We start from the raw sequence: 15,540 nt of genomic DNA, 5'->3' as shown, positions 1-15,540 counted from the left end.
CTGTCAGGGGTGGGTCAGCAGGCGCCGACGAGGCGCCAGACGCCCCACTCGCCGGTGGTGCCGGGCTCCTCGCCCTGCGTCCACCACTGGGCGCGCCACTCGGAGCCGCCGTGGGAGACCACGTCGCCGCCGGTGTACGTGGCACCGCTGGTCCAGGCGGAGGCGGTGCAGTCGCCGGGCTCACCGGTGGGCGGGTCGGTCGGCTCCTCGGTGGGCGGGTCGGTGGGACCCTCGCCGCCAGGGCCGCCCGCCAGGCGGTCGGAGATGGTGTTCGCGAACGCGTAGCCGTTGGTGGCGTCCCAGTTGATGGACCAGGTCATCACGCCGCCGATGGCGCCGTACGGGCTGTCGGGGGAGAAGTTCCCGCAGTTGGTCCCGGCCTCCAGGCAGTCGAGCGCGCGGACGATCTGCGCGGGGGCCATGTACCCGCCGCCCGCGGCGGAGGGCACGGCCGGCAGGCCGAGGCCCACCTGGCTCGGGGACAGCCCCATCTCCAGCTGGATGCAGGCCAGCGCCGCGACGAAGTCGGGCGTGCCCTGGGTGTAGACCTGCTGGTCGCAGCCGAGCATCGAGCCGGAGTTGTAGTACTGCATGTTCACGATGGTGAGGATGTCGGAGATGTTCGACGCCAGCTGGTGGTACCCCGCGCCGGGGGTCTGGAAGTCGATCGTCTGCGGCGCCATCGCGATGATGAGGTCGTCGCCGGCCTGGCCGTGCAGGTCGCGCAGGGCGTCGGTCATGTACTGGGCGTTGATGCCGTGTTCGAGGTCGATGTCGACGCCGTCGAACCCGTAGTCCTGCATCAGCTCGTACGTGGTGTCGGCGAAGTTCTGCGCCTGGGTCGGGTTGGCGACGGTGACGTTCCCGCGCTCGCCTCCGACGGAGATGATCACCTTGCGGCCCTCGGCCTGGACGGCCTCGATGTCGGCGCGGAACTGCGCGTCGGTGTACCCGTCCAATTCGCCGCTGGCGAGGTTGAAGGTGATTCCGCCGTCCAGGCTCGCGTGGTTGTCGGCGAACGCGACGGCGACGAGGTTGTATTCGGAGGGGATGTCCGACAGCGGCATCACCGTGGAGCCGTTGTCGAAGTTGTGCCAGTACCCGGTCAGCCACTGGCCGTTCTGTTGCGCGACGGTCTCCCCGTCGGCAACGGTCTGGACCTCGTTCGGCGCGCTCGGGAGCTGGGACGCGCCGATGGCGAACGCGGCGGCCAGCGCGGCGAAGGCGCCGGCCACCAGCGCCTTCGCGCGGGGCGAGCGGTTGCGGTGACGGTTCATGGTCTCGGGGGTTCCTTCCGTCGAGCGGGGTGACGAAGGTCGGGGGGTTGAATTGTTAAGAAACCTAAGAGTCGTCTTACCCGCGAGTCAATGGAATGGGAAGGAAAGCTTTCAATTTTGTTTGGTACCGCGTACCGAAATGGACGCCGGCCGACCCCCGGAATTCACCCTCCGTGGAATGGCCCGCCCTTGCTCTCCCCGAGGTCGATGTCCCTGCTCAGCGACTGGTAGACGTCGTGGTCGATACGCCCCTCCCGGTAGAGCGAGACCAGGGTGCCCCGGCGCGCGTCGAGGATCTGCGCGTGCACCGCCCGGACGCCCTCCGCGCGCTCCACCGCCGAGTCGTCCTCGTCCAGCAGCGCCTGCACCTCGCCCACCCGCCGCGAGTACGCGCTCCGCAGCGACTCCGCGGTCCCGGCGTCGACCTCGCCCGCGGTCTGCAGCTCGTCCACCTTGCTCAGCGCCGCGCAGCTCATCGCGTGGTCCGCGACGAGGAACTCCTTGCGGTGCGAGTCCCCGCCGCTCATCCCCAGCCGGCGCAGCACCGGCGGCAGCGTCAGGCCCTGGCCCATGAGCGTGCCCATCACCACCACCCCGGCGATGAAGATCAGCCCGCCCCGCTCGGTGAACGCCTCGTCCCCGACGGTCGCGGGCATCGACAGCGCGATCGCCAGCGACACCGCGCCGCGCATCCCGCTCCACCCGATGACGACCCGCTCCCGGAAGCCGGACACCTGCAGGTTGAGGAACGGGACCACCCGCTGGAACGGGATCACCGCCATCATCAGCCCCATCCGCAGCACCACCGCCGTCACCGTCACCAGCAGCGCCACCAGCACCAGGCGCGGGAACGAGTAGTGCTCGCGGACCGCGGTGATCACACCGTCCAGCTGGAGCCCCAGCAGCACGAACAGCATGGACTCCAGCACCGTCACCAGGGTCTGCCACACCGTGCGCCCCGTGACCCGCACCGCGGGCGGCAGCAGGCCCTCGCCCCGGGTGCCCAGCACGATCCCGGCCAGGGCCGCCGACAGCACCCCCGAGAACCCCAGCATCTCCGAGGGGACGTAGGCGGCGAACGGTGTGACGAGCACGACCACCAGCTGGACCGAGGAGTCCTCGATCCGCTTGCGCGACCACGCCACCACCCACGTCACCAGCGCGCCGAACGCCAGCCCGCCCACCACGACCTTCACCAGCTCCAGGGCGCCCGCCGCGGGGGTCAGCGGGTGCGACATCGCCGTCAGCGCCAGGCTGAACAGCGTGAGTGCGACCGCGTCGTTGATGAGCGACTCGCCCTCCAGGATGGTCAGCACCCGCCGGGGCGTGCCCACCCGTTTGAGGATCGCCGACGCCGCCACCGCGTCCGTGGGCGCGATCGCCGCCCCCAGGGCGATCGCCGCGGGCCAGCTCACCGCCGGGACCAGGAGGTAGATGACCGCGGCCAGCCCCAGCGCGGTCACCAGGGTGACCCCCACCGCCATGACCACGATCGGCCGCAGCAGCTCCCGGAAGTCCTTGGGCGAGGTGAAGAACGCCGCGTTGTAGATCAGCGGCGGCAGGAACACCAGCAGTACGATCTCGGGGGAGATCGACAGCGACCCCAGCCAGGGCAGCAGCCCCAGGGCCATGCCCAGCACGACCAGGACGATCGCGTCGGGTATCCGCAGCCGCACGGCGATCAGGCGGCCGCAGATCACCGCCACCACGACCACCAGCGTGCCGACAACATAGTCCTCGACGCCCATATCGCCGCCCTCCGGCCGAACCCCCGCGACCCCCCAGCATGCCCGCCGCGCCGCGGCCGGGACCCGCGGCGCGCCGGGCCGCGGGACCCGGCGCCCGCCTCAGCGGACCTCGATGAAGTCCTCCGGATCGCGCGGCGGCCTCTCGCGCGGCGGTTCGGCCGCGTGCCCCACCGCCACCGCTCCCATCGGGTGCCAGTTCCCGGGTACCTCCAGCACCCCGCGCACCACGTCGGCGCAGAACAGGGTGGAGGAGATCCAGGCCGAGCCCAGCCCCTCCACGGCCAGTCCCACCAGCAGGCCCTGCACCCCGGCGCCCATGGCCACGTGGAACATGGTCCGCTCGGCGTCGGCCCGGCGCTCGTCGGGGTAGTCGTGCGCCCCGTCGGGCACCAGGAAGGGCACCACCAGGTAGGGCGCCCCGCGCAGCACGTCGCCGCGCCGGGTGCGCCGGGCGATCGCCTCCTCGTCGAACCCGTCGCCGCGCAGGTCGGCCACCCACGCCTGGAGCATCGCGTCCAGCAGCCGCTTGCGCACCTGCGCGGACTCCACCAGCACGTAGCGCCACGGCGTCGTGTGGTGCGGGGCCGGGGCGGTGACCGCGGCCGCCACCGCGCGGCGCACCGCTGCGGGGTCCACCGCGGCGTCGGTGAAGGCGCGCACCGTGCGCCGGGCGGCCACGACGTCGCGCGAGCCGTACCGGAACAGGTCCTCGTCGGCGGGGCGCACCAGCGCCGCGGCCCCGGGCCCGTCCTCCTCGGTGACGACCGGGAGGCCGCTCACCACGGCCACCGGCACCCCGCTCGTCTTGCCCTTGACCAGTTCCCCGGCGGCGGCGATCTCGTCGGCCAGCGCGTTGACCGTCGCCTCCATGGGGTTGCCGTGCGTGTCGACCGTGCCCCGCAGGTCCTGCACCGGGTCCACCCCGGCCGCGCCGATGGCCACGTCGGTCTGCCCGATGCGCCAGGGCCGCCCGAAGGTGTCGGAGACGATCACGCCCACGCGCACCCCCAGCCGCTCGCGCAGCCCGGCGCGCAGCGCCCGGGCGGAGGCGTCGGAGTCCTCGGGCAGCAGCAGCACCGTTCCGGGCTCGACGTTGGAGGCGTCCACCCCGGCGGCGGCCATCACCAGCCCGTGCCGGGTCTGCACGATCCGGGTCGGGCCCGCCCGGGCCACCACCCGCACCGTTTCGGCGTCGACGGCGGCCTCCCGGTCCATCCGGCGCAGCCGCCCCTCGGCCTTGGCGACGATCTTGGAGGTGACCACCAGGATGTCGCCGTCGGCCAGCGGTTCGCCCGAGGCGGCCGCCGCGTCGGCGATGAGCGCGGCCAGGTCGGCGCCCTCGCCCACCTCGGGCAGGCCCGCCAGGCCCCGCACCCGCACCCGTGCGGCCCCGTCCGCGCTCACCCGCCACCGCCCCGGCGCCCGGCCAGTTCGAGGCCCAGGTCGAGTGCGGCGCGGGCGATGGCCTCGGTGGCGGCGGGGTCGCTCATGTACAGGGGGCGCGAACGCACCTCGATCCCCTCCGCCTCGGCGCCCGCGTCGGCCTCGTCCACCAGCCACCCGTCCAGCAGGTCGGCGCCCAGGTGGGCGGCGACCGCCCCGGCGTCCGTCTCCACCCCGATCGCGTCCAGGCAGGCGTCGGCCATACCCCGCACGGGGGCGCCGCCGATGATGGGCGAGACGCCCACCACGGTCTTGGCCGCCAGGGCCTCGCGGATCCCGGGGACGCCGAGCACGGACCCGACGCTGACCACGGGGTTGGACGGCGGAAGTACCACCAGGTCGGCCTCGGCGATCGCCTCCAGCACCCCGGGGGCGGGGGCGGAGTCCTCGGCGCCCATGCTCACGATGCTCCGCGCGGGCAGCGCCGCGCGGTGTTTGATCCACCACTCCTGGAAGTGGATCGCGCGCCTGGCGCCGTCCTCCTCGACGACGACGTGCGTCTCGACCCGGTCGTCGGTCATCGGCAGCAGCCGCACCCCGGGCCTCCAGCGGTCGCACAGCGCCTCGGTGACCGCAGACAGGGGGTAGCCCGCGGCGAGCATCTGGGAGCGCACGATGTGGGTGGCGGTGTCCCGGTCGCCCAGGCCGAACCAGGTGGGGCGCATGCCGTAGGCGGCCAACTCCTCCTTGACCGTGAAGGTCTCGCCGGTCCGGCCCCAGCCGCGCTCCTCGTCGATGCCCCCGCCCAGGGTGTACATCACCGTGTCCAGATCCGGACATATCCTCAGTCCGAACAGGGTGATGTCGTCACCCGTGTTACCGATGACGGTGATGGCGTTCGTGCTCTGTTCCTCCGGGGCCGGCGAGCCGATTCCCAGCGCGGCCTTGAGGCCCCGCAGGAAGCGCGCGCCGCCGATACCACCGGCCGGTACGACTATCCGCATGCGTCCAAGTCTGGCAGGCTGGGAGCATGTACGGGTCGTCCGCCCCATCGCGGGCGCGACCCGGGCGTGACCATACCGGTACCGCCGGTTCGCCCTCCGGCCGAACCTCGGTACGGTGGCCGCCGTCCCATTTTTTCGGTCCGGTCCTCCGGCGTCCCCATGTTTCGCAGCCGGGATCGGCCGATTTCGACCGAACAGCCCGACGACAGAGCCACTCTTCCTTCCGACGAGGGCGGCGACGAAGCAGCAGAGGGGAACCTCCCTTGAACAACGAAACACTGGAACGCCTGCGCCCGCTGGCGGCATGGGTCCTGATCGGCGCGGCGGGCGCCTCGCTGCTCGCGGGCCTGCTCGCCATCATCTCCGAGTCGGGCTTTCGGGGCGCGGGCTTCCCCACCGGCATGGTCCAGGCGGGCACCGGCTTCTACGGCCTCCAGGTGGTGGTCCCGCTCGCGGTGGCCGTCGCCCTGGTGGTCACCTCGGAGCGCGCCCGACCCGCGGCCTCCGGCGTGGTGCTGACCTCGCTGATCCTGTCCGGCGTCGGCCTGGTCTTCGCCCTGGTCTCCCTGATCGCGGGCTTCATGCTCGGCAGCGAGCTGAACCGCGTCAGCCTGGGCTTCGCGCACTTCGTCGAGGTCCTCTCGATGGCCGCGGTGCTGGGCGTCCTCGCCTTCGCGCTGATCAAGGTCTTCAACGACCCGACCCTGGTCCCGCGCGCCGCCCCGCAGGCACAGCAGCAGGTGTACGGCGGCTACCCGCAGGCCTACGCCCAGCAGGGCTACCAGGACCCGTCCGCGACCGGCGGACAGCACATGGCCGACCCGGCGCAGGCCGTCTCGGGTCAGCAGCAGGCCTACGACCCGAACCAGTACGGCGACCCGAACCAGTACGGCCAGGGCCAGCAGTACGTGACGGGTGCGCAGCAGTCGTACGCGCAGCAGGGGTACGACCCGGCGGCCCAGCAGCCGCAGGCGTACGGGGCCGAGGCGTCCCAGCCGCAGCAGGCCTACGACCCCAACCAGTACGGCGACCCGAACCAGTACGGCCAGGCGCAGCAGCAGGGGTACGACCCGGCGGCCCAGCAGCCGCAGGCGTACGGCACCGACGCGTCCCAGCCGCAGCAGGCCTACGACCCCAACCAGTACGGCCAGGCCCAGTACGGCACCGGTGCCCAGCCGCAGGCCTACGGCCAGGCCTACGACCCCTCCCAGTACGCGCCGCAGGGCGACCAGGCGGGGACCGCGTCGGGTGAGCAGGCCGCCCAGGACGCCATCAACTACGGCTGGTACCAGGGCCAGCAGGGCCAGCAGGCACCGTCCGAGAGTGGAGTTGAACCATTCTTTAACTCCGGTGGGAAAGACGGCACCGACACGACCGACCAGGGAGGTTCCACGTACGGAGACCAGTACGGTTCGACCCCGGGATACGGCTCTGACCAGCAAGGACAGGGCGGAACCGGAGGTCAGCAGGGCTGGTACGGGGGAGAGGGCCGGCGCTGAACCCTCCGCGAGGGCCCCGAGCCCCCCGCCGCCTTGGAACACCGTGAATTGCGTGGTAATCCGCAGAACGGACATCAATCGAGCTGCGTTGGCGCTTCGTTACATGATATTCAGTGGATTACCACGCAGGGCGCTTGACGAGTAGCACTGCGTCCACGTGTAATTTCAGGGTGGGATTCCACCCGGCCCGGGGGACGAAAAGGGTCGGGTCATCTATGGGGGGCAACAGGAGGTGCGCATGAGCGAGGTCATCCCGCTGGCGCACGGCTCGGATGAGGATCTGGGCTGGCAGGAACGCGCACTGTGCGCACAGACCGACCCGGAGGCGTTCTTCCCCGAGAAGGGCGGTTCGACCCGGGAGGCCAAGAAGGTCTGTCTGTCGTGCGAGGTGCGTGCGGAGTGCCTGGAATACGCGCTCGAACACGATGAGCGCTTCGGTATCTGGGGGGGACTCTCCGAGCGCGAGCGCCGAAGGCTGAAGAAAGCCGCCGGAGGGGATTTCGATTTCCTGGCGGACATGCTGTAGGAGGCGACGCGCCGAGCGCGCCCGGGCCATGAGCCCGGGCGCGCTTTTTTCGTGTTCCCGGCCGTTCGGGTCCAAGGTGAGGTTTGGTACTCACAGCCCTTCAATGGCGAAAAGGGGGATAAGTCACCGGTCGTACGGACGCGGATGAATAGGTACGCAATGGTGCGAGGTGGCGTAGGGTGATGTCCCGCACGCACCCGTGCCCCCGCCCGACCCGCGGTCGGGACCCGGCGTGACCGAACGCCCACCGCCCCGGCGCCCCGCCTGGCCCGGCGCCCGGGAGGCCAGCCCCTTCCCCCGGAGAGAACCCACCACAGCCGTGCTCGACCTCGACTCAGCCCGACACGTCGTGACCGCGGTCATCGTGTCCCATGACGGGGCGCGGTGGCTGCCGGAGACCATGGCCGCACTGCGCGCCCAGAGCCGCCCGGTGCAGCGCGCCGTGGCCGCCGACACCGGAAGCACCGACGGCGGTGCGGACGTCCTCCACGAGTACCTGCCCCCGGACGCCGTCATCGGCCTGCCCGCCGACACCGGCTACGGCGACGCCGTGCGCGCGGCCCTCGAACTCCCGCGCGCAGCGTCGCCGGTGCGGGGGTTCGACGAGGACGCCACCGAGTGGATCTGGCTCGTCCACGACGACTTCGCCCCCGAGGCGGACGCCCTCGCCCACCTGCTCGCCGCCGCCGACCGCGACCCGCGCGCCGCCGTCCTGGGACCCAAGCTCCGCGACTGGTTCGACCGCCGCCTGCTGATCGAGATCGGCGTGACCATCGACGGCGCCGGCCGCCGCGAGACCGGTCTGGAGGCCCGCGAGTTCGACCACGGCCAGCACGACGGCACCCGCCAGGTGCTGGCCGTGTCCAGCGCCGGCATGCTCGTCCGCCGCGACGTGTGGGACCGCCTGGGCGGCTTCGACCGCGCCCTGCCGCTGTTCCGCGACGACATCGACTTCTGCTGGCGGGTGGGCGGCGCCGGACTGCACGTCCTCATCGTCACCGACGCCGTCGGCCACCACGCCGAGGCCTCCGCGCGCCGCCGCAGGCCCATCGGCGCCACCCGCAACCACCCCCGCCGGGTGGACCGCAGGCACGCCGTGTTCGTGCTGCTGGCCAACCTGCCGTTCGGCGGCATGCTCGCGGCCCTGCTGCGCAACTCCGTCGGCTCGCTGCTGCGCGTGGCCATGTACCTGTTCATGAAGCAGCCCGCCAACGCCCTCGACGAGGCCGCCGCGATCACCCTGGTCTACCTGCGGCCGGACAAGCTCGTGCGGGCCCGCTTCCGGCGCCGCCGCGACCGCCGCCGCACCTACAGCGCCATCCGGCCGCACCTGGCGCGCGGGGTGGCCGCGCGCCAGTTCGCCGACTTCCTGACCGGCGTGCTCTCCGGCGAGCCCGTCATCGACACCGCCGGCCGGCACCAGGCCGTCACCACCGCGCCCGCCGCCGAGGACGAGGAGGCGCCCACCGACACCGGCGGCTTCCTGCGCCGGGCGGTGCTGCGCCCCGGCCCGCTGCTGGTCATCGGGCTGACGGTCGTCGCGCTCGTCGCCGAGCGCTCCCTGCTCCTGGGCACCCTGCCGGCCGGGGGCGCCCTGCCGCCCGCCGCCGGAAGCGCCGCCGACCTGTGGGACCTCTACCTCTCCGGCGCCCCCGACACCGGCCTGGGCTCGGACTCGGCGGTCGCGCCCTACGTCGGGATCCTGGCCCTGCTGTCGACGGTCACCCTCGGCAAGCCCTGGATCGCGGTCTCCCTGCTCCTGCTCGGCGCCGTACCCCTGGCCGGGGCCACCGCCTACCTGCTCGCCCGCGAGGTGCTCGGCTACCGGCCCGCCCGGGTGTGGATGGCCGCCTCCTACGCGCTGCTGCCCGTCGCCACCGGGGCGATCGCCCAGGGGCGGCTGGGCACGGCCGTGGTCCACGTCCTCGTGCCGGTGCTGGGCCTGCTGCTCGTCCGCGTGGTCGCGCTGCCCGCCAAGCACTCCCGGCGGGCCGCCTGGGGCCTGGGCCTGGTCCTGGCCGCCGCCACCGCGTTCGTCCCGCTGGTGTGGGCGCTGGCCCTGGTCACCGGCCTGCTGGCCGCGGCGGCCTTCGGACACCTGGGCCGCCGCCTCTACGCCAGCATCGGCATCGCCCTGGGCGTCCCCCTGGTGATGCTCATGCCGTGGACCCTCGACCTGCTGCTGCACCCCACCCTGTGGCTGCTGGAGGCCGGGCTGCACCGCCCCGAGCTCTCGGACCCGGGCGCCGCCCCCGAACAGCTGCTCATGCTCTCCCCGGGCGGCCCCGGCGCGCCCCCGTTCTGGGTGACCTCCGGACTGCTGGCCGCCGCCCTGTGCGCACTGCTGCTCCTGCGCAACCGCGTCATGGTCGCCGCCGGCTGGTCCCTGGCCGTGTTCGGCCTGCTCGTCGCGGTCCTCACCTCCCGGCTGGTCATCGAGCCCCACTTCGGCGGCCCGCCCGCGGCGGTCTGGCCCGGGGCGGCCCTCACCTTCGCCGCCGCGGCCGTGCTGCTCTCGGCGGCCACCGCCGCCCGCGCCTTTCGCACCATGGTCTCCCTGGGCGGCCTGCGCCGGGCCTTCGCCGTCGGCGTGGCCCTGCTCGCCCTCACCTCGCCCCTGGCCGCGGCGGGCCTGTGGATGTGGCACGGGGTGGACGGACCGCTCACCTCGCGTGCCGCCCCGGTCCTGCCCGGCACCCTGTCCGGCGGCGGCGTCGGCCTCGGCGAGGACGGCACCGAGCCGCGCACCCTCATCGTCACCCCGGACGGGGAGGGCGGTGTCGACTACACCGTCGTGCGGGGCCGCGAGCCCCGGCTGGGGGAGGAGCGCATCCGCCCCGACGGCGCCACCCGGGCCGCCGTGGACCGGGCCGTCGCCGAACTCGCCATCGGCCAGGGCGGCGACCGGCTGCGGGTCCTGGCCGACCACGGGATCCAGTACGTGCTCTATCCCCGGCCCCGGGTCGGAACCGTGGCCGACGTCACCATCGTGGACATGCTCGACGGCACCCCCGGCCTGATGCGGGAGTCGCTGTCGGACCGCTACGGCCTGTGGCGCCTGGCCGAGCCCACCGGCCGGCTGCGGGTCGTCTCCGCGGACGGGCTGGAGACGGAGCCCCTGCGGGTGTCCGGGCCCGGCGGCGACTTCACCGCCCGGGTGGAGGACGGCGGCACCGGCCGCCGCCTGGCCCTGGCCGAGACCGCCGGGAGCGGCTGGCGGGCCACCGTCGACGGCGTCGGGCTGACCCCCGTGGAATCCGAGGGCGGCGGCCAGGCCTGGACGCTGCCCGTGCAGGGCGGCGAGGTCCGGGTGTGGCACACCGACCCCGTGCACACCGCCTGGGTCGCGACCCAGGGCGTGCTGCTGCTCGTCGTCGCGGTGCTGGCCGCGCCGGGGGTGCGCACCGAGGAGGACGTCCGCCTCATCGAGTCCACCCCCGCCCCCCGGCCGCGCCGCCCGGCGCGGCTGCGCGTCCCGCGCCCCGGCCGCGGTGCCCGGGCGCGCACCGCCCCCGCGGACCCCGACGGGGACCCGGACCCGGAACCCGACGACCCCCTCACCGGGGAGTTCACCGTCACCGACACCGGGACGATCACGACCGTGCGCGGCCGCCGCCGCGGCACCCGCCGCAAGGGGCGCCGCCGGGCCGGCTCCGCGCGGGACGGCGCGGAGCCCGGGACCCGGGACCACGAGGGGCAGGAGTAGGCCGTGCGACTGATCGTGGAGAACCGGTTCGCGCTGTTCGGGCTGGTGGCGCTGGCCCTGGCCGCGCTGTTCGGCATCGCCGTGGCGACCCGGCCGGTCACCGCCGAGCTGGGCATCACCCAGCCCGGCACCGCCCGCCCCTCCCACACGCTGCGGGTCTGCCCGGCACCGCACGACGGGGACGCCGACAGCTCCGTAGCCGCGTTCGCCCCGCGGGTCAGCCGCGACGACGAGGGCGGGCTGTGGGCCGTCCCGGTACCGGAGGCCGGGGAGGAGCCCGAGGAGGACGGGGAGGGCTCCGGCGGGCGCGGCGGCTCCGACGCGCAGAGCACCTCCACCGGCACCAGCGGGGAGCCCGACCCCGGGCTGCTCCTGGGCGAGGAGCTCACCGAGCCCGGCAGCGTGTGGGCCGTCGACACCTCCACCGCCGAGGAGCCCACCGCCATCCACGGCCGGGGCTCCCTCGCCTCCGGCCTGGAGTCGGCCCAGATCACCGCGTCCTCCGACGGCCTCACCGAGGTGCGCTGCGCCGAGCCCTCGGTGAGCACCTGGTTCTCCCTGCCCGGCGGCGGGGACTCCGAGGGCGTCCGGCTGGACGCCCTCACCGTCCGCCTCACCAACCCCGAGACCTCCCGCGCCACCGTCAGCCTCGACATCCACACCAGCAGCGGACCGTCCTTCTCCATCGAGAGCCGCGGCATCTCCCTGCTGCCCGGCGAGTCCACCGCCCTGGACATCACCGAGCTGGCGCAGAGCATCGGGGGGATCGGCGTGCAGGTGCGCACCAGCACCGGCCGGGTCGCCGCCTCCCTGCTCGCCGAGCACGCCGAGGGCCCCGCCGACTGGGTGCCGCCCACCGCCGCCCCCGCCCGCGAGCACGTCATCCCCGGCGTCCCGCCCGGGGGCGGGCGCCGCCACCTGGTCGTCACCGCTCCCGGCGAGGAACCCGCCGTCGTGCGCGTCCACGTCATCGGGCCCGAACCCGACGGCGCAGAGCAGGACGGGGACTCCGGGCAGGACGGGGACTCCGAGGGGGGCGGGGACGACGCGTCGCCGCCCGGGGGCACCGCCGCCGACCCGCTGGAACTGCGGGTCCCCCCGGCGGCCTCGGCCAGGATCAGCCTCGACTCCGTCCTGGGCGGGAGGGCCGGCGCGGCGGTCGTGGAGTCCGACGTCCCCGTGGTCGCCGGCCTCGCGGCCGAGTTCACCGGCGACGACCCCGACGAGATCCTGGAGACCGCCTACACCGCGGCCGTGCCGCCCCTGTCGTTCCCCCTGGACACCACCGCGGTGCTGCCCGACTCGCCGGAGGGCGCCGGGACCCGGCTCGTGCTGACCGCGCCCGGGGCGGACGTGCGGCTGATGGCCACCCCGATCGGGGCCGACGGCACCCAGGGAGACGCGGTCCGCGCCGAGGTCGCCGCGGGCACCACGACCGTGTTCGGCGGGGAGGACGGGGGGTGGACGGCGCCGGACGGCACCGACCCGGCGGACGGCCACGCGGTCCGCCTGGACCTGCTGGAGGGCTCCGGGCCGCTGTACGTCGCCCGGATCCTCGCCGACGGCGACGCCCGCAGCGTGCTGCCGGTGCGCCCGGCACCGGTCGAGGTCGCCCTCCCGGTCGTGCGCGACACGATGGTGGGCGTGGTGCCCTGACCCGGACAGGCCGGACAGGGGGCCCGGGGGGGCGGGCCGTGCGGGCCGCCGTCCTCCGGGTCCGTCCGCCGCCGTCCGCCCGGGACGGCGGCGCTCGCGGCACCGCCGGTGTCAGCTCTCGGGGTCGACCGACTCGGGTTCCACCCCGAGCAGGTTGGCGACCTCCTCGACCACGGTCTCGTGGACCAGGAGCGCCATCTCCTCGGGGTCCTTGGTCCGGATCTCCAGCGGACGCCGGTACACCACGATGCGGGCCCGGCCCGCGGTATCGGTCTCCAGGCGGGAGAAGGGGATCGCCTCGGTCACGGGGCCCTGGGGCGGAACCGGGGGGACGTCCTCCACGAGGAAGTCGACGTTCGCCAGTTCGCGCGCCCACAACCGCTCCAGGCGTTCGACCGCGTCCAGCACGAGGTCGTCGAACGCCTGTGCACGGCTGCGGAACACCGGAAGGTCGGAGGGCACGAGAGGACCGCGGATGCCTCGGCCGCGGCGGTCCCGGCGTCGCACTCGGTCAGGTTGGCCATGGGAAGGGCGCACTCGTCGCACCCTTCGAGACTAAGCCATCACGGGCGCCCGGCGTAGCCCCGCGGGGCATGGTGATCGACCGCCTCCCCCCGGACGGCCCCGGCGCGGGCCCCGGTCCGGTACCGGAAATCGCGGCGGACGCCACGAAACGGACCAGGTCGTGGAACGATGCTGGCGTGTCCCTCAGTAAAGGCATACAGTCGAACGCTGTGAGCCCTGTTCGACGCTGCTCCCGTACCGCCTGCCGCCAGCCCGCCGTCTTCACGCTCACGTACGTCTACGCCGACTCGACGGCCGTCCTCGGCCCGCTCGCCGCCTACGTGGAACCGCACTGCTACGACCTCTGCGCCATGCACGCCGACCGCCTGACGGCGCCGCGCGGCTGGGAGGTCGTCCGGCTCCCCGTCGAGACGGTGGGCGGGGGACCGGGCAGCGACGACCTGGAGGCCCTCGCGGACGCCGTACGTGAAGCCGCCCGCCCGCCCGCCCGGGCGGCCGACGACGCCGACGGCCCCGACGGCATGCGCCGGGGCCATCTGCGGGTCGTCCGCTCCGACCCGTCCCGCCCGGACCCCCGCGGCTGAGCCCCGGGCGCGCCCGCCCCGGAACGCCCCGCGCGGGCGGCGGCCCCGGCGCCGGGCGCACGCACCGGACCGGCGCCCGCGGCGCGCGCCCTCGTACCGGGGGGCCGCGGAACCCCTTGCTAGGTTGGTACCGCGCGCGGCCCGCTGCGGCGCCGCACCGGTCCGCGGCCTTTCGGGGGGACACACCCGAAGGCGGGCCGGCGGCCCGTGCCCGCGCGGTACGACCATCAGGAGCAGGACTGATCCGGCCGGAGAAGACGTGGCAGACCTCGCAGGCATCTTCAAGGCGTACGACGTGCGCGGCGTGATCCCCGACACCCTGGACGCGGACGTCTCGCGGGCGATCGGGGCGGCCTTCGCGCGCATCGTCGGCGGACCGGCGGTCGTGGTCGCCCACGACATGCGCCCCTCCTCCCCGGAGCTGGCCCGCGCCTTCGCCGACGGCGTCACCTCCCAGGGCGTCGACGTCGTCTTCGCCGGGCTCGGCTCCACCGACCTGCTGTACTACGGCTCCGGCGCGCTCGACCTGCCCGGCGCCATGTTCACCGCCAGCCACAACCCCGCCCGCTACAACGGCATCAAGATGTGCCGGGCCGGCGCCGCCCCCATCAGCGCCGAGACCGGCCTGGACGAGATCCGCCGCCTGGCCGAGGAGGGCGTGCCCGCCCACGACGGCCCGGACGGGACGGTCACCGAGAAGGACCTGCTGGCCGGGTACGCCGACCACCTGCGCACCCTGGTCGACCTGTCCGGGATCCGCCCGCTCAAGGTCGTGGTGGACGCGGGCAACGGCATGGGCGGCCACACCGTCCCCGCCGTCCTGGAGCAGGGCCTGCCGCTGGAGGTCGTCCCGCTCTACTTCGAGCTCGACGGCACCTTCCCCAACCACCCGGCCAACCCCCTGGACCCGGCCAACATCGTCGACCTCCAGGCGAAGGTCCGCGAGACCGGCGCCGACATCGGCCTGGCCTTCGACGGCGACGCCGACCGCTGCTTCGTCGTGGACGAGCGTGGCGAGGCCGTGCCGCCCTCGGCGATCACCGCGCTGGTGGCCGTCCAGGAGCTGGCCAAGGACCCGGGCGCGACGGTCATCCACAACCTCATCACCTCCCACGCCGTCCCCGAGATCGTCCGCGAGCACGGCGGCGTCCCGGTCCGCACCCGGGTCGGCCACTCCTACATCAAGGCCACCATGGCCGAGACGGGCGCCGTGTTCGGCGGCGAGCACTCGGCCCACTACTACTTCCGCGACTTCTGGAAGGCCGACACCGGCATGCTCGCGGCCATGCACGTCCTGCGCGTGCTCGGCTCCGACGGCCGGCCCCTGTCGGAGATCACCGCCGAGTACTCCCGCTACGCCGCCTCGGGGGAGATCAACTCCGAGGTCGCCGACGCCGCCGGCCGGATGGCCGCGGCGCGCGAGGCGTTCGCCGGGCGCGAGGGCGCCGAGGTCGACGAGCTGGACGGGCTGACCGTCGCGCTGCCCGACGGCTCCTGGTTCAACCTGCGGGCCTCCAACACCGAGCCGCTGCTGCGGCTCAACGTCGAGGCACCGGACGCGGCGGCCGTCGGGGCCCTGCGCGACGAGGTGCTGGCCATCGTCCGCTCCTGAGAGAGGGCATGATGAAGGGG

Annotated in this window: 11 protein-coding genes; 6 read left to right on the top strand and 5 right to left on the bottom strand. The window is 74.1% G+C overall.

The annotated features are described in order from the left end of the window. Nucleotides 1-14: 14 nt before the first annotated feature. From BUE45_RS06825 to cofD, 4 genes are all read right to left on the bottom strand, one after another. Nucleotides 15-1,277 carry a glycosyl hydrolase family 18 protein gene (locus BUE45_RS06825; RefSeq protein ID WP_073376565.1) on the bottom strand — a complete coding sequence of 421 codons (1,263 nt, stop codon included), beginning with the start codon at nt 1,275-1,277 and terminating at the stop codon, nt 15-17. A 164-nt stretch (nt 1,278-1,441) separates the two neighbouring features. Then, entirely contained in the window at nt 1,442-3,025 is a 1,584-nt protein-coding gene (locus BUE45_RS06820) for a Na+/H+ antiporter (protein WP_073376563.1), read from the bottom strand. A gap of 99 nt (nt 3,026-3,124) precedes the next feature. Then, entirely contained in the window at nt 3,125-4,429 is a 1,305-nt protein-coding gene (locus tag BUE45_RS06815) for a coenzyme F420-0:L-glutamate ligase (protein WP_084737001.1), read from the bottom strand. Beyond that, nucleotides 4,426-5,412, bottom strand: a complete 987-nt coding sequence (gene cofD / locus BUE45_RS06810) for a 2-phospho-L-lactate transferase (RefSeq protein WP_073376561.1) — start codon at nt 5,410-5,412, stop codon at nt 4,426-4,428. Before cofD ends, BUE45_RS06815 begins: the two co-directional genes overlap by 4 nt. A gap of 263 nt (nt 5,413-5,675) precedes the next feature. On the opposite strand from cofD, the gene BUE45_RS06805 reads away from it, so the two are divergent. The 4 genes from BUE45_RS06805 (at nt 5,676) to BUE45_RS06790 (ending at nt 12,799) form a co-directional block, all read left to right on the top strand. Beyond that, a complete protein-coding gene (locus tag BUE45_RS06805; protein ID WP_073376559.1) occupies nt 5,676-6,911 on the top strand; it encodes an ABC transporter permease family protein in 1,236 nt (411 codons plus the stop codon). A 238-nt stretch (nt 6,912-7,149) separates the two neighbouring features. Beyond that, on the top strand, nt 7,150-7,437 hold the full coding sequence (locus tag BUE45_RS06800) for a WhiB family transcriptional regulator (protein WP_073376557.1): 288 nt from the start codon (nt 7,150-7,152) through the stop codon (nt 7,435-7,437). A gap of 319 nt (nt 7,438-7,756) precedes the next feature. Beyond that, nucleotides 7,757-11,143: a glycosyltransferase gene (locus BUE45_RS06795; protein ID WP_073376555.1), complete on the top strand. Its 3,387-nt coding sequence runs from the start codon at nt 7,757-7,759 to the stop codon at nt 11,141-11,143. Between the two features lie 3 nt (nt 11,144-11,146). Beyond that, nucleotides 11,147-12,799 carry a DUF5719 family protein gene (locus BUE45_RS06790; protein WP_073376553.1) on the top strand — a complete coding sequence of 551 codons (1,653 nt, stop codon included), beginning with the start codon at nt 11,147-11,149 and terminating at the stop codon, nt 12,797-12,799. 111 nt (nt 12,800-12,910) lie between these two features. Here BUE45_RS06790 and BUE45_RS06785 read toward each other — a convergent pair whose 3' ends face one another. Further along, entirely contained in the window at nt 12,911-13,261 is a 351-nt protein-coding gene (locus tag BUE45_RS06785) for a metallopeptidase family protein (RefSeq protein ID WP_245832867.1), read from the bottom strand. 272 nt (nt 13,262-13,533) lie between these two features. On the opposite strand from BUE45_RS06785, the gene BUE45_RS06780 reads away from it, so the two are divergent. After that, entirely contained in the window at nt 13,534-13,908 is a 375-nt protein-coding gene (locus tag BUE45_RS06780) for a DUF3499 domain-containing protein (protein WP_073376549.1), read from the top strand. Nucleotides 13,909-14,167: 259 nt separating this feature from the next. Then, nucleotides 14,168-15,520, top strand: coding sequence for a phosphomannomutase/phosphoglucomutase (locus BUE45_RS06775; RefSeq protein WP_073376547.1), 1,353 nt, complete (start codon nt 14,168-14,170; stop codon nt 15,518-15,520). Nucleotides 15,521-15,540: the final 20 nt, after the last annotated feature.

This window comes from Nocardiopsis flavescens, assembly GCF_900141985.1.
GTDB lineage: Bacteria > Actinomycetota > Actinomycetes > Streptosporangiales > Streptosporangiaceae > Nocardiopsis > Nocardiopsis flavescens.
Note: the sequence above shows the minus strand (reverse complement) of the source record. Positions and strands in the feature narration are given on the sequence as shown.

What these genes read in the sequence shown, in the direction of transcription:
- BUE45_RS06800 (WP_073376557.1), top strand. Translation starts at nt 7,150, where the DNA reads ATGAGCGAGGTCATCCCGCTGGCGCACGGCTCGGATGAGGATCTGGGC.
- BUE45_RS06820 (WP_073376563.1), bottom strand. Translation starts at nt 3,025, where the DNA reads ATGGGCGTCGAGGACTATGTTGTCGGCACGCTGGTGGTCGTGGTGGCG.
- BUE45_RS06825 (WP_073376565.1), bottom strand. Translation starts at nt 1,277, where the DNA reads ATGAACCGTCACCGCAACCGCTCGCCCCGCGCGAAGGCGCTGGTGGCC.
- cofD (WP_073376561.1), bottom strand. Translation starts at nt 5,412, where the DNA reads ATGCGGATAGTCGTACCGGCCGGTGGTATCGGCGGCGCGCGCTTCCTG.